Here is an 18685-nt window from a genome sequence, read left to right as displayed (position 1 = left end):
AAACCGCCCCGGCCACGGGTGCCGACGACCACCAGCTGGGCCTGTTAGCAGTGCCTCCCGCGGGCGGTCCCGCACCACCTCCCGGTGCACCGCCACGTCGGGGTACTTCTCCTGCCACCCGGCAAGACGCTCGGCGAGCAACCGGTGTTCACCGTCTTCCAGCGACTCCCACTCGGGAATCAGCCGCGCGGTGGAACGGGGACCGTCGAAGGTCGTGTCGCTCCAGGCATGCACGGCCACCAGCGGCGCCTGCCGCAGCGAGGCCTCCTCGAACGCGACCGCGATCGCATGCTCGCTGACCGGGCTGCCGTCCACGCCGATGACGACCGGATCCGTCGGTTCCACCGAACGGTCTCCACGGACGACCGCGACCGGGCAATGGGCGTGCGCGGCGACCGCCAGAGCCGTGGAACCGACCAGCATGCCGCTGAACCCACCACGGCCGGACTGCCCCAGCACCACCATCCGGGCGTCCTCGGAGGCCCGGATCAACGCTGACACCGGCGGATCGATGACCAGATCGGTGGTCACCGGCACCGCCGGCGCGGTAGCCCGCACCAGGTTCTCGGCGTCGGCCAGCATCCGCTCCCCCTCCTCGCGCAGGGAGTCGAACAGCGCCACCGAACCGGCGAAGCCGCCGCCGAAAGCGAGCTCCGCGGTACGCATCCCGTGCAGCAGCCGCAGTTCCAGGTTTCGGCGCACCGCCATGTCGGTCGCCCAGCGCAGCGCGCGCTCCGACGCCGGCGACCCGTCGACGCCGACCACCACTGTCCTGTTCATGGGAATTCTCACTCCTTGTTCGTTGTCGAAGTCGCCACGGTGTGGGCGTCGACGACGCCGGGGACCGCCTGGGCGAGCAAGGTGGCGACGTGACGATCGGTCTCGTCGTCGTAGGTGTCGGTGACCCGGACGACGCCGTCCCGCACGGTCACGTCCCAGCGGTCGCCGCCGCCGTAGATCTCCAGCCGGTGCCGCACGTCGGCGGCGATCGCCGAGTCCTCGCGGGACAGGGCCCGGACGATGTCGCGGCGGGTGACGATGCCCACCACCGTGGAACCGTCCACAATGGGCATCGACCGGATCCGCGAGTCGGTCAGCGCCTGACACAGGTCCGCGACGTCGGTTCCCTGGCCCATCGCGACCGCCGGGGTACTCATCACCGCGCCGACGGTGCGGTCGGTCTCCCGGTGCTGTCCGAGGTCCCGCTCACCATGCCGCGACCGGATGTCGCGAGGAACGCCGCCACGGATCAGGTCCGCCTCGGTCACCACACCGACGAGTCGTTCGTCGTCGTCCACCACCGGCAGGGCGGTGAACCCGTGACGGGCCAGCAGGCCGGCGGCCTCCTTGACCGGGGTCCGCGGGGTCACCGTGACCACCGGGCTGCTCATCAGGTCTCGGGCACGCATCTCGTTCCTTCCTTCCGCACGTTCTCGACTGTAGGAACGGGACCGGCCACGGCTCTGCGCTCGATGGTCCCCGCCGGGAGGGACTTCGGTCCTCAACCGAGGCTGACGGTCGTTCCCGCGGCGCCGGCGAGAACCGCGCCGGCCTGATCGAGCGCACCGATGGCGGCGTGCCTCCCGCCGGCGGCGAGAAACCGGCGGCATGCCTCCACCTTGGGTCCCATCGATCCCTCCGGCAGGCCGAGGGCGAGCAGCTCCCCCACGGTGGCGGCCGGCAGCGGCTCGGCATCGGGTGTGCCGAAGCCGCGTACGACCGCGGGAACATCGGTGAGCAGCAACAGCGCGTCGGCGCCGAGCCGGACGGCCAGCAGCGCGGCCGTCAGGTCCTTGTCGACGACCGCCTCGACACCCCGTCGCCGGCCATCGCCGTCCCGGGTCACCGGAATGCCCCCGCCCCCGCCGGCGACCACGACGACACCGTCGGCGAGCAGCGCCTGTATCTGCCGTAGTTCGACGACGTCCCGTGGATCCGGCGACGGCACCACCCGCCGCCAGCGGTCACCGTCGCGCTCGACGGCCCAGCCCCGCTCGGCGGCGAGCCGGCCCGCGGTCGCCCGGTCGTAGCCGGTGCCGACGAACTTCACCGGGCGCCCGAACGCCGGATCCCCCGCGTCCACGACGGTTCTGGTCATCAGTGCGACGGCGGCACGGTCGCCCAGCCCGTTGTCCAGTTCGGCCGCGATCCAGTACCCGATCATGCCCTGGGTCTCGGCCACCAGGACGTCGAACGGGTACGGCGCGGTCAGCGCCGGATCGCTCTCGCTCTCCTGGGCCAGCAGGCCGACCTGCGGGCCGTTGCCGTGGACGACGACCAGGTCGTTGCCCGGCGCCAGGGCCGCCACCGCCGCTGCCGCCGTACTGACGTTGGCCTGCTGCACGGCCGCGTCCGGGGTCTGTCCACGGCGCAGCAAGGCGTTGCCGCCGACGGCCACCACCAGCCTCACCAGCCACGCTCCGCACCGTCGAGCATGTCGCTGAGCAAGGCGTGCAGGACCGCCTGGGCCACCGGCAGACGGTTGGCCGCCTGCCGGAACACCACCGACCGCGGTCCGTCGATCACCTCGCCGGTGACCTCGTCACCGCGGTGCGCGGGCAGGCAGTGCAGGAACACCGCTTCGGGCAGCGCCTTGGCCATCAGGTCGGTGTCGACACGGTACGGGGCCAGAGCGGCGCGCCGCGCGCGTGCCTCGTCGGCCGGGTCGCCCATCGACAGCCAGACGTCGGTGTAGACCGCGCTGGCCCCGTGGACGGCCTCGTGCGGGTCGGTGGTGCGAGCCACGGTCGCGCCGGTTGCCGCCGCGATCCGCCGTGCCGCGCCGAGCCCCTCCTCGTCCGGGGCGAACCGCTCCGGCGTCGCCAGCACGATGTCCACTCCGGACAGTGCTGCGGCCTGGGCCAGGCTCACCGCGACGTTGTTGCCCGCGCCGACGTAGGCGATCCGCCGGCCGGGCAGGTCGGCGAAGACCTGCCGCAGGGTGAACAGGTCCGTGATGCTCTGCAGCGGGTGGTGGCCGTCGGTCAGCGCGTTGACCACCGGGACCGTCGCCGCGGCGGCGAACCGGCGCAGCTCCTCGTCCGAGGAGGTCCGGATCACGATCGCGGCGACGTAGCTGGACAGCACGCGCGCGGTGTCCTCGATCGTCTCACCCCGGCCCAGCTGCAGTTCCTGAGCGGTCAGCAGCGTCGGCACGCCGCCCAGCCGCAGAACGGCCGCTTCGGTGGACACCCGGGTGCGGGTCGACGGCTTGGTGAAGTGCAGTGCGACGAGGTCGCGGTGCAGCAACAGCGAGTCCCGGTCGGGCTCGGCGGCGTACCGCACGGCCAACCGGATCAGCTCGGCCAGATCCGCTGACGTCAGGTCGGCGGTGGTAAGCAGGTCTTTCACGGTCATGCCTTTCGTGTGTTCCGGGTTGTCACAGCGGGTCCCGCTGGATCGGGCAGCTCATGCAGCGGGGTCCGCCCCGCCCGCGGCCCAGCTCGCTGCCGGGGATGGTGATGACCTCGATGCCGTTGCGGCGCAGCATCGTGTTCGTGGTGACGTTGCGTTCGTAGGCCACCACCACGCCGGGCTCGACCGCGAGCACGTTGCTGCCGTCGTCCCACTGCTCGCGTTCGGCGGCGCGAACGTCCTGCTCAGCCGACAGAACGCGGAGCGGACCACTGTCCACAGCGGATCCGATAGCGGCGAACAACTCGTCGTTCTGCTCGATGCGCAGCGCCGGCCTGCCGCCGGTGCCGCTGGGCCGGACGGTGAACGAGGGCAGCGGGCCCAGGCCGGGGTACACCGTGAAGGTGTGTGCGTCGACCATGGTCAGCACCGTGTCCAGGTGCATGTAGGTCCGCGCCTTCGGCAGCGCGACCGCGATGACGGTGTGGCCGCTGCCCGCCTCGAACAGCCGGGTGGCCAGTGTTTCCACCGCCTCCGGCGTGGTGCGCTCGCTCATGCCGGCCAGGACCACGCCCGGTGCCGGTACGTGCACGTCGCCACCTTCCAGCGTCATCGGCGCGTCCGCCGGGGACAGCCACCGTGGCCGGTCTCCGGCGAACAGCGGGTGGAACCGGTGGATCGCCTCGACGTGGAGGCTCTCGCGCCGGCGGGCCGGGCGGGCCATAGGGTTCACGGTCACGCCGTCGAACAACCAGCAGGACGGGTCCCGGGTGAACAGGTGGTTGGGCAGCGGCGGCAGCACGAAGTCGTCGGCCGCGATGCTCAGGCCACGCAGCCCCGCCACCGTCCCGGCACCCAGTTCCTCGCGGGTGACTCCCCCGATCAGGGTTCGCGCCAGCGAAGCCGGGTCCAGGCCGGTGCACAGCTCCCGCAGAGCCGGTCCGGCACCCGCCGTGCCGAACGTCCGGTCCAGCAGCCAGTCACGGGCGGCGTCGTCCTTCAGCGTCTCCGCCAGCAGCTCGCCGAACAGGTGTACCCGGACGCCGCGTTCACGCAGCGTGTCGGCGAACACGTCGTGCTCCTGGCGGGCGCGCCGCACCCAGAGCACGTCGTCGAACAACAGCTCGTCCTTGTTGGTCGGGGTCAGCCGGAGTAGTTCCAGGTCGGGTCGGTGCAGCACGACCTGACGGAGCCTGCCGACCTCACTGTGCACACCCAGTGCCGTGTTCACGCGGCCTTCCTCCTGATCTGCTTGCGGCGGGCGAGCCAGACGTAGACCGGCATACCCGCCAGCAACAGCAGCAAGCCTTTCGCCATCACCTCGGCTCCCGCGCCGGCGATGGCCCACAGCGAGTAGGCGAAAGCCAGCCCGGCGACCGCGACGTCGCGGACCAGCCGCCACCGGTCGACCGGCTCCCTGCGCTTGGCCAGGGCCATCAGCTGCGCGGCTGCCGAGTAGGCGTACGGGATCAGCGTGGTCAGCGTGGCCAGCAGGATCACGAAGGTGAACTGGCTGACCAGGTTGGCGGTGTAGTTCATCGCCATCAGCACGGTGATCAGGACACTGGAGCACACCAGCCCGAACACCGGGGCACCACGGCGGCCGACCCGCCCGAACCGGGCGGGGAACAGTCCGTCCTTCGCCGCCGCCATCGGCACCTGGCCCTGCAGCAGGATCCAGCCGTTGAGGGCGCCGAACGCGGCGATCGCCGCTCCGGCGGCGACCACGTCGGCCGCCCAGCCACCGAAGACCGCGCCCGCCGCGTCGGCGAACGGCGCGGTCGACTCCGCCAGCCGCTCACGAGGAACGACTCCCAGCACGGCGACTGTGCCCAGCACGTACACCACAGCCGTCACGATCGTGCCGATCAGCGTCGCGCGGGGAATCGTCTTGCGTGGTTCCCGGACGTCTCCGGCAGGGACGGTGGCCGACTCGATCCCGACGAAGGCCCACAGCGTCAGCGCCGCCGTGGCGGTGACCGCCGAGATCCCGCTCTGCCCGCTGGCGTTGAACGGGGTGAAGTTGGCCGGCTCGGCGAAGAACGGCACGATCAGGGCGACTGCCAGCAGCGGAACCAGCTTGAGGACCGTGGTCACCACCTGCACCAGCCCGCCCTGGCGCACACCGAACGAGTTCACCAGCGTGATCCCCCAGATCGCGGCGAGCGCCACCACCATCGCCAGCAGCCGGTTGCTCGCCAGCACGGGGAAGAAGTGCGCCAGGTAGCCCACCATCGCGACCGCGATCGCCGCGTTACCCGCCCAGATGGCGATCCAGTAGCCCCATGCGGTCTGGAACCCGAGGAAATCCCCGAACGCCCGCCGGGTGTAGGCGTACGGGCCACCGGCGTCGGGATTGCGGCGGCCGAGGCGTGCGAACACCAGCGCGAGCAGCACCGCGCCCGCCGAGGTGAACAGCCACCCCAGAACACTGATCGTGCCGAAGCTCGCCAGCGAACTCGGCAGCAGGAACACCCCCGAGCCGATCATGTTGCCCACGACCAGCGCGGTCGCCGCCCACAGCCCGAGCCCGCGGCCACGGGCCCTCGGCTCGATGTCGGACATTCTCTCCTCCAGTGAGTCGATGGAGCACGCGGGCAGCCACCCCGTGCTCCGTTCAGCTCAGCGGATCCGGACGGACCCCCGAAGGAGTCGCGTGGTTCGAAGACCGGTGACCAAGGTCCCCCGGCTGCCGGACCTGTTTTCCCTGTCCGGCGAGCCGGGTAAGCCGTCATCCTCGGGCGGAGTGCGGTCGGATCACCGCCCGCCGGAAAGGAGAGACCCGTGCGCAGTACTCATGTGGTCGTTCTCGGCGGCGGGTTCGCCGGTCTGGAAACGGCCTTCCTGCTGCGTTCCCGGTTCGGCGAGGACCGGCTGAGGCTGACCGTCGTCAGCGACCGCGGCGAGTTCCTGTTCAAACCGAACACGATCTACCTGCCGTTCGAAGGTGACGACGGGCACCTGCGAGTTCCACTGGAGCCCGCGTTGCGCCGGCGAGGTATCGGCTACGTGCCCGCTGAGGTGTCCACACTGGACCCGGGCAGGCGCACGGTGGGCCTGGCCGACGGTGGCACGATCACGTACGACTACCTGGTTGTCGCCACCGGTGCACGGGCGAACCCGGGCGAGATCCCCGGGCTCGGGGAGCACGGCCGCCAGCTGTGCGACCCGGCGCGGCTCGGGTCGTTCGCCGAGGAACTGCTCTGGATGGTGCAGTACGCCCGGCACGGCCACCGGCAGCACGTCGTCTGCGTGGTGCCACCGGGACTGCACTACCCCACCGCGACCTACGAGCTGGCGCTGATGCTCGACACCTGGCTGCGCCGGGGCGACATCCGGCACCAGGTGGAGATCCGGCTGGTCACCCACGAGGAGACGCTGCTGCGTGACTTCGGCCCCAAGGTCCACGACGCCGTCACGGCACGCTTCGCCGAACGGGAGATCGAGTCGGACACCGGCCTCACCGTCACCAGCACCACCGGCACCAAGGTCAAGTTCGGCGACCACAACGCCCGCCGCTACGACCTGCTCATCTGCCTGCCACCGCAGGTGGCGGCGGTGACCTACCCCGGGCTTCCCGCCGACGACAGGGGCTTCCTGCGATGCGAGCCCGGGACCCGGGCCGTGCGCGGGTACCCGGAGATCTTCGCTCCGGGTGACGCCGGCGACTTCCCGATCAAACAGGCGTTCATCGCCCTGCGGCACGCCGAGGCCGTCGCCGACGCCATCGGCGCGGACCTCACCGGCAGGCCACGGGACGACGCCACGGGCGGCATCACCACGATGTTCCTGCTCGACATGCTCGACCAGGCGCTGTTCGCGCAGGTTCCGCTCGCCGTCGGGCAGGCTCCTGACGGCCGGACCATCGTCAGCCCGTCCGCGCGGACGCCTTACCGGGTGGGTACCGGACGCTGGTGGCGGCTGGGCAAGCACTCGGTGGGTCGTTCCGTACCCGCCGCCTTCGCTTCCGGCCACCCGTTCCACGCCGGCGCCTGGTGGGACGCCGCGCAACGGCACCTGCGGGCCGGGACCGACGCGCTCACCCGCTGACCCGGGCAATCCACACCGCGGACGTGGCGTCCGCCGAGCCAAGCCGCACGGCACGTGAGGGCCACCTTCACCACGTAAGACGTGATGAAGGTGGCCTTCACGAGCTTTCGCCAGACCCGCTCACGCACGCGAGTTCTGCGCTCCGGCACACGCGGCGGTCACATCGGCCGTCACTCCGACGGTGTTCCGGCCCGCGACGCGGCCGTACGCAGGGCACTGGTGCAGGCGTCGACGACCTCGTCGGCCGTGGTGACGGTGACCCTGCCCTCCAAACCGGCAGGTGCCTCGGTCTCACCACCGGGACCGGCCGGGACGACCGCGACCGGGACGCGTTCCCGCAGTGCGCAGATCACCCCGAACTCGCGGGCGGTCAGGTCGGCACCGGGCCCGCGCACGTCGACGGTGAGCGCCACCCCGCCGGGATGGTCGAGCGGGCAGCGTCCGCCGGGCGCCAGCGCCTGGCAGATACCGGCGCGGTAATGGCACACGCTCACCTCGCACCCACCCGCACGCAGCCGGGTGATCAGGGGGTCGGCGTCGCCGAACCTGCCTTCGGTCACCAGTACTCGCATGGCGATCTCCTTCCTCGTCGACGCTCAGGTGGCCGGCTCGGGCCGGATGACAGCGACCGGGCAGGGGCTGTGGTGCAACGCGGCCTGGCTGACCGAACCCAGGACCATGCCGGCGAAACCACCCATTCCGTGCGAGCCGACGACCAGCAGCTGGGCACCGGCGGCGTGCCGCAGCAGCGCCCGCGCGGGCCGGTCACGGTCAACCCGTTCGACGACCTCGACGCCGGGGAACTTCTCCCGCCACCCGGCCAGGTTCTCCCGGAGCAACCGGGCCTGTTCGGCCGCGATCTGCTCGTAGTCGATGCTGATCGGCATCAGCGCCCAGCCCTGATCCAGCGTGACGTCGTTCCACACGTGCACCGCGATCAACGGCACCCCGCGGGCCGAGGCGGCCTCGAAGGCATAGCCGACCGCCGCGTCGCTGACCGGCGAACCGTCGACGCCGACCACGACCGGTCCGGTCGTGGGCGGGACGTCCTCAACCTTCTTGCCGCGCACCACGACCACGGGGCAGTGCCCGTGCCTGGCCACCTCGACCGCGACCGAGCCGACCAGCAGGCCGGTGAAACCGCCCAGGCCACGTGAGCCCAGCACGATCAGAGCCGCTTCCTTGGACTCGTGGACGAGCAGGCCGGCAGCGACCCCGCTGCGCAGCTCCCGTCGCGTCTCGACGCCGGGTGCTGCCTCCACCGCGACCTCTTCGGCCCTGGCCAGCAGCGCTCGCCCCTGCTCGGCCACCGCGTCCGCGTAGGAACGGGGCAGGGCCACCGGTACGTAGGTGGCCGGTGGCACGTAGCAGGCGTGGAACAGCCGCAGCGGCACCGCGCGCCGGACGGCCTCGCACGCGGCCCAGCGGACCGCGTGCAGGGCCTGCTCCGACCCGTCGACACCGACCACGACGGCCGGCCTGTTCTCCGTGCTGTTCATCGGATCTCCTCCTGGTATTCGAGGGGGGTACCGGCGGTGGCCTGCTGGGTGACCGGATGGCCGACACGCAGCAGAGCCTGGGGAAAGCCGGCGAGGTCGAGTCGTTCGATAAGTCCTGAGCGCACTTCGTGCAGGTGCAACGGCTGGGTCACCACCGAGGCGACCAGCCCGCGTGCCACCGCGTTGAGCCAGATCCGCTCCAGCGCCGCTCCGGCTAGCACGTGGTCGCGCCAGTTGTCGTCCACGGTGACGACCAGCAGCATCGCCTCCCTGGCGAGCCGGTCGGTCAGCGTGAACGGGTGCGGCAGGTGGGTGTCGCCGCGGACCAGTCCGCCCCACGGCAGCGTCGATTCCCGGGGCAGCGGTTCGGGGAAGCCGCCGGCCAGCGCGGCCAGTTCACGTTGGTACCCGCGCTGGTCCCGGAACGTCGATGCGGCGTAGCCGAGCAGTTCGGCCAGTGGTTCGGCCTCCGTCCGGGGATCGATCAGCCGCGCCTCGGTGTCCACCTGGCCAGCTGTCCTGGCCAGGGCACGCAACGAGCGCCGGCTCACCGGGCGCAACCGGAACGGGGCCCGGTGACTGCGCCGGCGGAAGATCGCCGCGTAGAGGGCCACCTCGTCGTCGGAGGGCAACAGCGATTCCCCGACGTTCACCCGGGCCAGTAGCCCGGCCTGCTGACCACCGGTGGGAAGTTCGACCTCGGTCGCCCGGCCCAGGGTTCGCACCGCCAGCCGCAGGTTCGTCAGTGCCGCACCACACGAGATCAGCCGATCACGTCCGTCCGGATCGTGCTGTGGCAGCCCACGCGCGGGCACCTCGTACAGGTCAACCCGGCCGGGGTGGAACTCCAGCGCCCAAGGCTGCGTGTTGTGCACCGACGGCGCCTTGCTCACCGCCCTGGCTACCGCGGCGGTCTCCACACTCGACCAGCTCATATCAGGTTCCTTCCGCACTACCGCCCGGCTGCCGTGCGCCGGTTCCACTGACCACTGTCGTCGCGGAACCCCGCTGCCGGGCAGAGCCCGGCGTCCACGCTCCGGGGGTCTTTGGGCCTCTGGCCCGCAGGGCCTTGTGCAGCGTGTCGGCCAGCCAGACCACGGGCACGGTCGCCATGGCCAGCACCCACCCCAGCGGTGACGGCAGGTCGCCGCCGAGCAGTTCGGGCAGTGGCGGCAGCAGGAGGAAGACCGGCAACAGGGCGAGTTCGACGGCGACCGCGTACCACAGCAGGGGGTTTCCCCGCAGGCCCGTCCGTCCGATCCACCGGCTCTCGCTGCGGCAGGACAGGGCGTTGCCCAGCTGCCCCAGGACGATGGCGGTGAAAGCGGTACCTGACGCGGTGGCCAGCAGGCCGGCGTCGACCGGGGCGCCCCAGCTCCAGCCTCCCGAGAACAGCACCAGCAGGAACGCCAGCATGGCGAAGGCCGCCTCGGCCGGCCCGAGAACGGCGAAGGCCCGGCGCAGCAGCCTGCCGTCGATGAGGTTGCCGGTGCGGGCGGGGCCACGCATCGTACGCGGGTTGGGCGGTTCGGCGCCGAGCGCGAGGGCCGGCAGCAGATCGGTGCCGATGTCGATGGCCAGCACCTGCAACACGGTGATGGCCAGCGGGATCTGGCCGCCGGACAGCGCCCAGACGGCGAACGGCACGAGTTCGGCGACGTTGTCGGTCAGGTGGTAGGTCAGGAACCGGCGGATGTTGGCGAAGGTCGCGCTCCCCAGTTCCACGGCTGCCACGATCGTGCTGAACCTGTCGTCCAGCAGGACCACGTCGGCGGCCTCTCGCGCGACGTCGCTGCCCGAAGCCCCCATGGCGACGCCGATGTCGGCGGCGCGTAGCGCCGGGCCGTCGTTCACGCCGTCACCGGTCATGGCGACGACATGCCCCCTGGCCTGGAGGACCCGGGCGATCCGCAGCTTCTCCTCGGGCGCGACCCGCGCGACCACCACGCCGTCGGTCTCCAGCAGGTCGGCCAGCGCGGTGTCGTCGGCGGGCAGGTCCCTGCCCTCGACGACCAGCCGCCGCGGACCGAGCAGCCCCACCTGGGCGGCGATCGCGGCGGCGGTACGGGGGTGGTCGCCGGTGACCATGGCCAGCCGGATCCCCGCGGTGCGGCAGGCGCGGATCGCGCCGGCGACGTCCGCACGCGGCGGGTCCTGCAGCCCGACCAGCCCGAGCAGCTCCAGGTCCCGCTCGGCATCGTCGGCGCTCACCGGTGCGGTCGGTGCGGCCCGGCGGGCCACAGCGAGTACCCGCAGGCCCCGCTCGCTCAGCGCCGTGACCGCCTGTTCGGCCGCCGTGAGGTCCCCCGGGCAACGGGGCAGTACCGAATCCGGAGCACCGGTGACGTGCACACCGTCCCGGTCGAGCACCGACGAACGCCGCCGCCGGGGGTCGAACGGGAACCGTCTCACCACGCCAGGCCGCTCCGGTACGCCCGCCCTGGCCGCCAGTACGTGCAGCGCGGCCTCCATCGGGTCACCCACCGGCATCCACCGGCCGGATCGTTCGGCGACCCGGGCATCGGGCGAACACCGCGCGGCGCTGTCGGCGAGCGCTGTGGCAGCGGCGACCGCGGCCGGTGCGCCCTGCAACGTCCCCTCGGGCAGGTATCCCTCGCCCTCGACCCGGACGTCGCCGTGCGGCGTCCACACCGTGACCACGGACATCTCGTTGCGGGTCAGCGTTCCGGTCTTGTCGGTGCAGATGAAGGTCGTGGCGCCGAGCGTCTCCACCGACTCCAGCCGGCGGACCAGCGCCCTGCGGGCCGCCATCTTCTGGGCCGCTCTCGCCAGTGACAGCGTGACGGTCGGCAACAGCCCCTCGGGGACGAGCGCGACGGTGACACCGATCGCGAACAGCAGGCTGTCCGTCCCCGACTGTCCCAGGCCCAGCGACGCGAGGAAGAACAGCACGCCGACCACCACGGCGATCAGCGCCACGATCCGCACCACCCTGTGCAGCTGCTTCGCGAGCGGACTGCGTGGGCGGCGGGCCTGCTCGGTGATCGCCGCGATCCCGGCCAGCCGGGTGTCCGCACCGGTCGCCGTGACCAGCGCCGCCGCGTGCCCCTCGGTCACGTAGGTACCGGCGAGGACCGGGTCGCCCCCGTCGAGCCGGGCGGGCAGGCTCTCCCCGGTGAGCAGGGATTGATCGACGGCGACGCCGCCGCCATCCTGCAACGTGGCGTCTGCGCAGATCCGGTCCCCCGCCTCCAGCAACACCAGATCGCCGACGACCAGCTCCACCGCGTCGACGACGGACACCCGGCCACCGCGCCGGACCGTGGCACGCAACGGCAGGAGATCCCGCAGGCGCTCGGCGGCCCGGTCGGCCCGGTACTCCTGAGCGAAGGAGAACGCGCCGTTCAGCAACACCACCACCGCGATGGCGATGGCCAGGGCCGGCATGCCCGCGATCACAGCCAGCACGGCCGCGGCCCACAGCATGAGCGCGAAGAAGTGGACGAGCTGACCACCGAAGACCAGCAACGGGTGCGGCCGGCTCGGCGGGGGCAATCTGTTGGGGCCGTCGCGGCGCAGGCGCTCCGCGGCAGCGGCCGGGGACAGCCCGGCCTGCTCACTCACCGGGGCAGCAGAAGTCATACCGCGATCGTCGTCAGCCGGCCCGCCGCCGAGCAGAGCGCAACGCACTCGCGCCGGGGGACCTACTTCCCCGTCAGGAGCCGGCGACAGAGGACCTTCTGCCCTGTTCGTCCCCGCACTCCCACGCCGCGCTCGTCATCCCCGACGCCCCCAGCGCATGAAGGCCACCTTCATCCCGTCTGGCGGGATGAAGGTGGCCTTCATGCGCACCCGGACGTTGCCGTCCGCGACGTCCGAGCCGTTCAGTCCGGCTCGCCGCGCCGGGCCACGATCACCGGGCACCGGGCGTGCGCCATCACGGCCTGGCTCGTCGACCCGAGCACCATGCCGGTGAAGCCGCCCCGGCCGCGGCTGCCGACCACCAGCAGTTGCGCGGACTCGGCCTGTTCCAGCAGCCGGTCGGCCGGGCGCCCGCGGGTGACCAGCCGGTGCACCGTGACGTCCGGGTACTTCTCCTGCCAGCCGGCCAACCGCTGCGCCAGCAGTTCCCGCTCGTGTTCCTCCACCTCCGGGCGGTCCAGCTCCCAGCCGGTCTCGGCGAACACCGCGGCGAGGAACTCGTCGTTCCAGGTGTGCAGGGCCACCAGCGGCGCACCACGCCACGACGCCTCCTGGAACGCCAGCTCGACGGCGTGTTCGCTGGCCGCGGACCCGTCGACGCCGACCACCACCGGGCCGGTCGCAGGCGGCGCCTGCTCCCCGGTGTGCGTCCGGACCACCGCCACCGGGCAGGGCGCGTGCGCGGCCAGGGCCGTGGTGACCGAACCGACCAGGATCCTGCCCAGCGGCCGCAGTTGCGGGGTGCCGAGCACCAGCAGGGCCGCGGACGCCGCCTCCCCCAGCAGAACGGCGGGCACGGTGTCCCACCGCAGCCGGGTGGCGATCTCGACGTCCGGCGCGACCTCGCGCGCGGCGTCCCTGGCGTGCCCCAGCAGCCGGTGGCCGCGCTCGCGCATGGCCTCGTGCATGTTCTCCCGCAGCGGAAGCGCGCGGTGGTAGCCGAGCAGGTCGTCCACCACGTGGACCAGCACCAGCCGCCGGTGCCGTCCGGCGGCGATAGCCGCTGCCCAGCGGACGGCAGCCAGAGCTTCTTCCGAACCGTCGATGCCGACGACGATCTCGCCGGACGTGTTTGCTGCCAACGGACTCACTCCTCTGTCCTTGTCCTGGTCACCGTCGAGTCAACGGCATGCGGGCGAGCGGGACGACGAGCGTTGGTCACCCCGGCCGGGGACCTTGGCCCTCTCGTTCCCGGCCACGGCCGGCGGACGGACGACAGCCACCGGGCACTCGGCGTGGTGCATCACCGCGCGGCTCGTCGAGCCGAGCAGAGCGCCCGTGAGCAGACCGCGCCCGTGCGACCCGACGACCAGTAGCCGCGCGCCCTTCGCCGCACGAAGCAGGCCGTCCGCGGGACTCGCGGACCGCATCACCCTGGCCGTCACGTCCACCTCCGGGTGCCGGAGCAGCCAGGGCCGCAGGTAGTCGAGGAGGGCTTCGTGCTCGGCGCGCTCCACCACTTCGATGTCCACTGTGGACGGAACACCGGACCAGGCCTCGGCCAGCGGGTCACGCCACGTACGCACTGCCACCAGCGGCGCTCCGGCCCGTGCCGCGTGGTCGAACGCGCAGGACACGGCGTCCTCGCCCTCCGGCGCGCACTCCACGCCCACGACGACCGGCCCCTCCGGATCGGGCTCGGTCCTCGCCACGACCACAGGGCAACCGCCGTGCAGGGCGAGTGTCGTGGCCACCGAGCCCACCACCAGCCTGCCGAGCGCGCTCAACCCGCGGGAACCGACGACCACCAGCGCCGCGGACTCCGACTCCTGGCGCAGGACCGGCCCGGCCTCCCCTTCGATCACGATTTTCGTGATCGGCACGCCGGGGGCGGCGGCCTCGGCCACCGCGGCGGCGTCGGCCAGCCACGTGTTCGTCACCTCGGTCGCCGTCGCGTCCGGCCCTTGGCCGGTCAGGCCGGGCAGCAGGCAGGCATGTACCAGCCGCAGGCCCACGCCGCGCCGGGCCGCCTCACGGGCCGCCCAGGCCGCGGCCGACCGCCCGCCGGTCGAACCGTCGACGCCCGCGACGACCGGCTTCGCCGGGACGGCCGGTTCCCGCGCCGGCGCCGGCGGCTCCTCGGGCCGCATCGTGACGTACAGCTGCGAAGCGAGATAGCCGCGCAGGCCCCTGGCTGAATCCATGACACATTCCTTTCCTGCCGCCGCGTTCCGGCGGCGTGATGGCTCACTCGTCGAGGTAGAACTCACGCGCGCGGTCGTCGGAACGGACCGCGACGGAGGCGACGCCGGACAGGGTCAGGGTCACCGCGAGCCCGATGGCCACGTTCAGCACGGCGGTGGCCAGCCTCGGTTCCAGGTCGACCGGCAGGCTGAGCGGGACGACCGCGGCGATCGCGGTGAGCAGCACCATGATCCAGGCGAAGAACAGGCGCGCACGGGGCGCGGTGAGCAACAGCAGATGCAGTACCGCCGTGGCCGCGAGTGCGATGGCGGCCGAGGCCAGCGCGTAGGCCACGGTGCCCGCGCCACCCCACGCGCCATGGCCTCGCGGCGCCAGCACGGGGATGTGCAGCAGGCCGCGGGCCGCCAGGATGCCGACCACCGCGGTCAGCGCGGCCACACAGGCGCTGGCCGCGCCACCCGCCCACAGCCGTCCGGCGTCCAGCCCGGACCGGGCGTCCCGGATCTCGTCGGAGTACCTCATCGCCGGCTCCTCTCCCGGCTGGGCGCCGGACGCGCCGCGCCCAGCAGCAGACGACGCTCCGCCGCGCCGATGGCGGACCTCGCGGCCTCGACGGCGTCGGGGTTGACGGAGATCGAGGTGATCCCGAACCGCACGAGGTGTTCGGCGAAGTCGGGGTTGTTCGACGGCGCCTGGCCACACAGCGACGAGGTGATGCCCAGTTCCCTCGCCGTGCCGACGATGCGTCCGATGGCGTCGAGCACGGCAGGGTCGGACTCGTCGAACAACGGCGCACAAACCGCCGAATCCCGGTCCACGCCGAGAATCAGCTGCGTCAGGTCGTTACTGCCGATCGACACCCCGTCGATGCCGAGCCCCACGTACTCGGGCAGCCAGTGCACCACCGACGGCACCTCCGCCATGACCCACCGGTGCAACCCGCGCTGCCGTCCCAGCGGACTGGCGTCCACCAGCTCCAGGCAGCTCTCCAACTCCCACCGGGTTCGGACGAACGGGATCATCAGGTGGAGATTGGGGTTCTGCTCGCGGACCCGCGCCAGCGCCCGCAGCTCCAGCGCGAACAGATCCGCCTCCCGCACGTAGCGGAAGCAGCCGCGGTAGCCGATCATGGGGTTGCTCTCCCCCGGTTCGTGGCGTTCCCCGCCGACCAGGCCACGGAACTCGTTGCTGCGCAGATCCGTGGCGCGGTAGACCACCGGTCGTGGTGAGAACGCCGAAGCGATCCGGCCGATCGAGGTGGCCATCGCGCCGACGAAATCCTCCTCGCCGCCGCTCGCGACGACCTCCCTCGGGTGCCGTCCGTCCAGCGCCTGGGTCAGCAGGAACTCCGCACGCAGCAGGCCGACCCCGTCCACGGGCAAGGCCGCGACGGCCTCGGCGGCGTCCGGCATCGCCAGGTTGACGTACAGCCGGGTGCCCAGGGTCTCGGTCGTCCGCGGCGCGGGGGCCGCCGCCGGATCGGTGCGCACGGGCGTGCGATCCCCGCCGGCCCGTACCTCGCCGGCGGTTCCGTCCACAGTCACCGTCGCGCGGTCGGCGAGCACCCTGGTGGCGTCTCCGGTACCCACGACGCACGGAACCCCGAGTTCACGGGCCACCACCGCGGCATGGCAGGTCATCCCACCGTGATCGGTGACCAGCGCCACCGCCTTGCGGATCGCCGGAACCCAGTCCGGACTGGTCATCGGCGCCACCAGCACCTCGCCGTCCCGCAGCGCGGCCGCCTCCGCCGGGTCGTGCAGGACCCGCACCGCACCGCTGCCACGCCCCGGCGAGGCGGCCAGACCGGACACCAGCACACCGGAGTCCGACGTCCTGGCAGCCGGCAGGGTGGTGACCGGGCGCGATTGCACCAGCCAGACCCGGTCGTGCGCGGCAATGGCGAACTCGATGTCCTGAGGGCAGCCGAAGTGGTCCTCCACCCGGCTGGCCGTGCGCGCCAGCTCCAGCAGCAGGGCGTCGTCCAGGACACGGCGCCGCCCACGGCCCGGTGGCAGCGCGACCGTCTCGTCGCCACCGGCGGCACCGGCCACGATCTTGTGCGCCTGGCTGCCGACCCGGGCGCTCACGATGGTGAGCGCGTCCTTCGCTACGACGTAGGTGTCCGGTTCCACCGCGCCGGACACCACCGCCTCGCCCTGGCCGAACACCGCCTCGATGACCAGCCGGTCGCGGTCGCCGGTGCGCGGGTCGGCGGTGAAGACGACCCCGGAGCGCTCAGCGGTGACCATGCACTGCACGACGACGGCGATCGCCGGTTCGGCGGTGAAACCCCGGCTGGCACGGTAGGCGATGACCCGTGGTGAGAACAGCGACATCCAGCAGTCGAGCACCCGTGCGGTCAGGGCGTGATCACCCCACACGTTGGTGAAGCTCGCGTTCATTCCCGCGAAGGACGCCTCCGCCCCGTCCTCCCCCGTCGCCGAGGAGCGGACGGCGACCGGCTGCGACGAACCCAGCTCCTGATAGGCGGCGACAACCGCGTCCCGTACCCGCGGGGCGAGGCCGGCCTTGCGCACCAGGTCCCGCAGGCGGTCGCAGTAGTCCGCCAGCCGATCCGGTTCGCCCGCCGCCTCGCGCGCCTCGGCGTGCAACCGGGCTACCTCGGCCCGGACGCCGGCCTCGTCGAGCGAGGCGAGATAGGCGTCCCGGCTCACGACGAAACCGGCAGGCACGGCGAATCCTCCGCCGATCAGCTCGCCGAGGTTGGCGGCCTTGCCGCCGGCGGACTCCGCGTCCGCGGCCCTGGTCGTGGCCAGGTCCTTCACGTAATTCATCGCATCTCCCGCGGGAACTCGGTGCGTCGTGGACCCATCGTGGGCGCCGGGAACCGATCGCCACTGCGGCAGAAGGTCACCGGGAGCCAGGGGACCAAGGCCCCTGATCGCCCGCGGTCAGGCCGGGCGTCTCCGGGACAGGCCGAACGCCGCGATCGCCACAACGGTGAACAACAGCGGCAGCAGGACCGCGAGCGGGCGCTGCAGCCACCACACGAGGTCGGGTTCGCGGTCGTCGACGATGCCGCCTTCGACGACCAGGTAGTGGAGCGCACGAGCCAGCGCCATGCCGGTGGTGTGGAAGAGAAACAGCGGCAGGGCGTACCGGTTCGCCAGGTCGCAGAACCGTTGCCAGCGGGGCTTCTCCAGCAGTTTCTCCATCCCCGGACGGACGACCTCGGCCAGGCCCGCCTGGAACAGCAGCAATGCCACGATGGCGAACGTCGGCGGCGCCATGTTCGACATCCGGTCGCCCGGCACCCCGACCATCGAACCCGGGTAGAGGCCGGACAGCACCAGCCCAGCCAGGCCGAACAGGCCGGCCGACATCAGCGACAGGTCCCACCGTCGTGGCGAGTCGACGATGTCGCGGTAGAAGAACCCGGTCTGGTGCGCCAGGCCCCAGACGACCACCAGATTGATCCAGCCGGCCCAGTCCAGGCCGTACCGGAACCGCAGCACGTCGACGACCATGGCGGTACCGGCCAGCCACACCAGCGTCAGGACCCCGAACCGGCGATGCGACCACAGGCTCAGCGGCAGCAGCAACAACAGTCCGACGTAGACCCCCAGGAACCACAGTGGACTGAGCACGAGCATGACCGTGTTCCCGACCCATCTGGCGTCGAAGAACTGCCCGAGGGTGAGCCCGAGCAGTCCCCACACGGCCACCAGGATCGCGGCGGGCCACACCAGCCGGCGGACCTGCGCCCAGACGAACTCGCGCAGGCCCTCGCCACGTGCCTCGGCCCGCCGCCACGCCGTCAGGTGCGCGAAGCCGCCGACGTAGAAGAACATCGGCAGCACCTGCAGCAGCCAGGTGAGCGGCCACAGGCCGGACAGGAACCCGAGCGGACTGGTCGGCTGTGGCCCGTCGGGCGTCCAGCGCAGGATGGTGAACGCCCAGTGCCAGACCACGACGACCAGCAGGCTCACCGCGCGGAGCCAGTCCACGTA

Annotated in this window: 15 protein-coding genes and 1 pseudogene; 1 reads left to right on the top strand and 15 read right to left on the bottom strand. The window is 72.1% G+C overall.

Annotated elements, in window-relative coordinates; genetic code table 11:
- Window positions 1-120 precede the first annotated feature (120 nt).
- The 6 genes and pseudogenes from EWH70_RS02215 to EWH70_RS02190 all read right to left on the bottom strand — a co-directional run.
- Window positions 121-780, bottom strand: a pseudogene (locus EWH70_RS02215) (universal stress protein); the annotation flags it as partial.
- An 8-nt stretch (window positions 781-788) separates the two neighbouring features.
- A complete protein-coding gene (locus EWH70_RS02210; protein ID WP_130473478.1) occupies window positions 789-1409 on the bottom strand; it encodes a CBS domain-containing protein in 621 nt (206 codons plus the stop codon).
- Between the two features lie 92 nt (window positions 1410-1501).
- Window positions 1502-2410: a carbamate kinase gene (locus EWH70_RS02205; protein ID WP_130473477.1), complete on the bottom strand. Its 909-nt coding sequence runs from the start codon at window positions 2408-2410 to the stop codon at window positions 1502-1504.
- Window positions 2407-3357, bottom strand: coding sequence for an ornithine carbamoyltransferase (gene argF, locus EWH70_RS02200; protein ID WP_130473476.1), 951 nt, complete (start codon window positions 3355-3357; stop codon window positions 2407-2409). Before argF ends, EWH70_RS02205 begins: the two co-directional genes overlap by 4 nt.
- Window positions 3358-3379: 22 nt before the next feature.
- A complete protein-coding gene (locus EWH70_RS02195; protein WP_130473475.1) occupies window positions 3380-4585 on the bottom strand; it encodes an arginine deiminase in 1206 nt (401 codons plus the stop codon).
- Window positions 4582-5919, bottom strand: a complete 1338-nt coding sequence (locus tag EWH70_RS02190) for an amino acid permease (RefSeq protein ID WP_130473474.1) — start codon at window positions 5917-5919, stop codon at window positions 4582-4584. The genes EWH70_RS02195 and EWH70_RS02190 overlap by 4 nt, the downstream gene beginning before the upstream one ends.
- Before the next feature lie 219 nt (window positions 5920-6138).
- On the opposite strand from EWH70_RS02190, the gene EWH70_RS02185 reads away from it, so the two are divergent.
- Window positions 6139-7404: an NAD(P)/FAD-dependent oxidoreductase gene (locus tag EWH70_RS02185; RefSeq protein ID WP_165436118.1), complete on the top strand. Its 1266-nt coding sequence runs from the start codon at window positions 6139-6141 to the stop codon at window positions 7402-7404.
- Window positions 7405-7574: 170 nt separating this feature from the next.
- On the opposite strand, the gene EWH70_RS02180 is transcribed toward EWH70_RS02185, so the two are convergent.
- The 9 genes from EWH70_RS02180 to EWH70_RS02140 form a co-directional block, all read right to left on the bottom strand.
- A complete protein-coding gene (locus EWH70_RS02180; protein WP_130473472.1) occupies window positions 7575-7976 on the bottom strand; it encodes a hypothetical protein in 402 nt (133 codons plus the stop codon).
- Between the two features lie 24 nt (window positions 7977-8000).
- Window positions 8001-8903, bottom strand: coding sequence for a universal stress protein (locus EWH70_RS02175; protein ID WP_130473471.1), 903 nt, complete (start codon window positions 8901-8903; stop codon window positions 8001-8003).
- On the bottom strand, window positions 8900-9838 hold the full coding sequence (locus EWH70_RS02170; RefSeq protein ID WP_130473470.1) for an Acg family FMN-binding oxidoreductase: 939 nt from the start codon (window positions 9836-9838) through the stop codon (window positions 8900-8902). The genes EWH70_RS02175 and EWH70_RS02170 overlap by 4 nt, the downstream gene beginning before the upstream one ends.
- Before the next feature lies 1 nt (window position 9839).
- Window positions 9840-12506 carry a cation-translocating P-type ATPase gene (locus EWH70_RS02165; RefSeq protein WP_130473469.1) on the bottom strand — a complete coding sequence of 889 codons (2667 nt, stop codon included), beginning with the start codon at window positions 12504-12506 and terminating at the stop codon, window positions 9840-9842.
- Window positions 12507-12748: 242 nt separating this feature from the next.
- Window positions 12749-13648, bottom strand: coding sequence for a universal stress protein (locus EWH70_RS02160; protein WP_240686746.1), 900 nt, complete (start codon window positions 13646-13648; stop codon window positions 12749-12751).
- A 39-nt stretch (window positions 13649-13687) separates the two neighbouring features.
- A complete protein-coding gene (locus tag EWH70_RS02155) occupies window positions 13688-14710 on the bottom strand; it encodes a universal stress protein (protein ID WP_130473468.1) in 1023 nt (340 codons plus the stop codon).
- A gap of 43 nt (window positions 14711-14753) precedes the next feature.
- Entirely contained in the window at window positions 14754-15233 is a 480-nt protein-coding gene (locus EWH70_RS02150) for a DUF6069 family protein (protein WP_240686745.1), read from the bottom strand.
- On the bottom strand, window positions 15230-17509 hold the full coding sequence (gene ppsA / locus EWH70_RS02145; RefSeq protein WP_130473467.1) for a phosphoenolpyruvate synthase: 2280 nt from the start codon (window positions 17507-17509) through the stop codon (window positions 15230-15232). The genes EWH70_RS02150 and ppsA overlap by 4 nt, the downstream gene beginning before the upstream one ends.
- A gap of 117 nt (window positions 17510-17626) precedes the next feature.
- Window positions 17627-18682: an acyltransferase family protein gene (locus tag EWH70_RS02140; RefSeq protein WP_240686744.1), complete on the bottom strand. Its 1056-nt coding sequence runs from the start codon at window positions 18680-18682 to the stop codon at window positions 17627-17629.
- Window positions 18683-18685 lie beyond the last annotated feature (3 nt).

It is taken from the genome of Amycolatopsis suaedae (assembly GCF_004214935.1).
Lineage (GTDB): Bacteria > Actinomycetota > Actinomycetes > Mycobacteriales > Pseudonocardiaceae > Amycolatopsis > Amycolatopsis suaedae.
The sequence above is the reverse complement of the archived record's forward strand: the minus strand, read 5'-3'. Positions and strand labels throughout refer to the sequence as shown.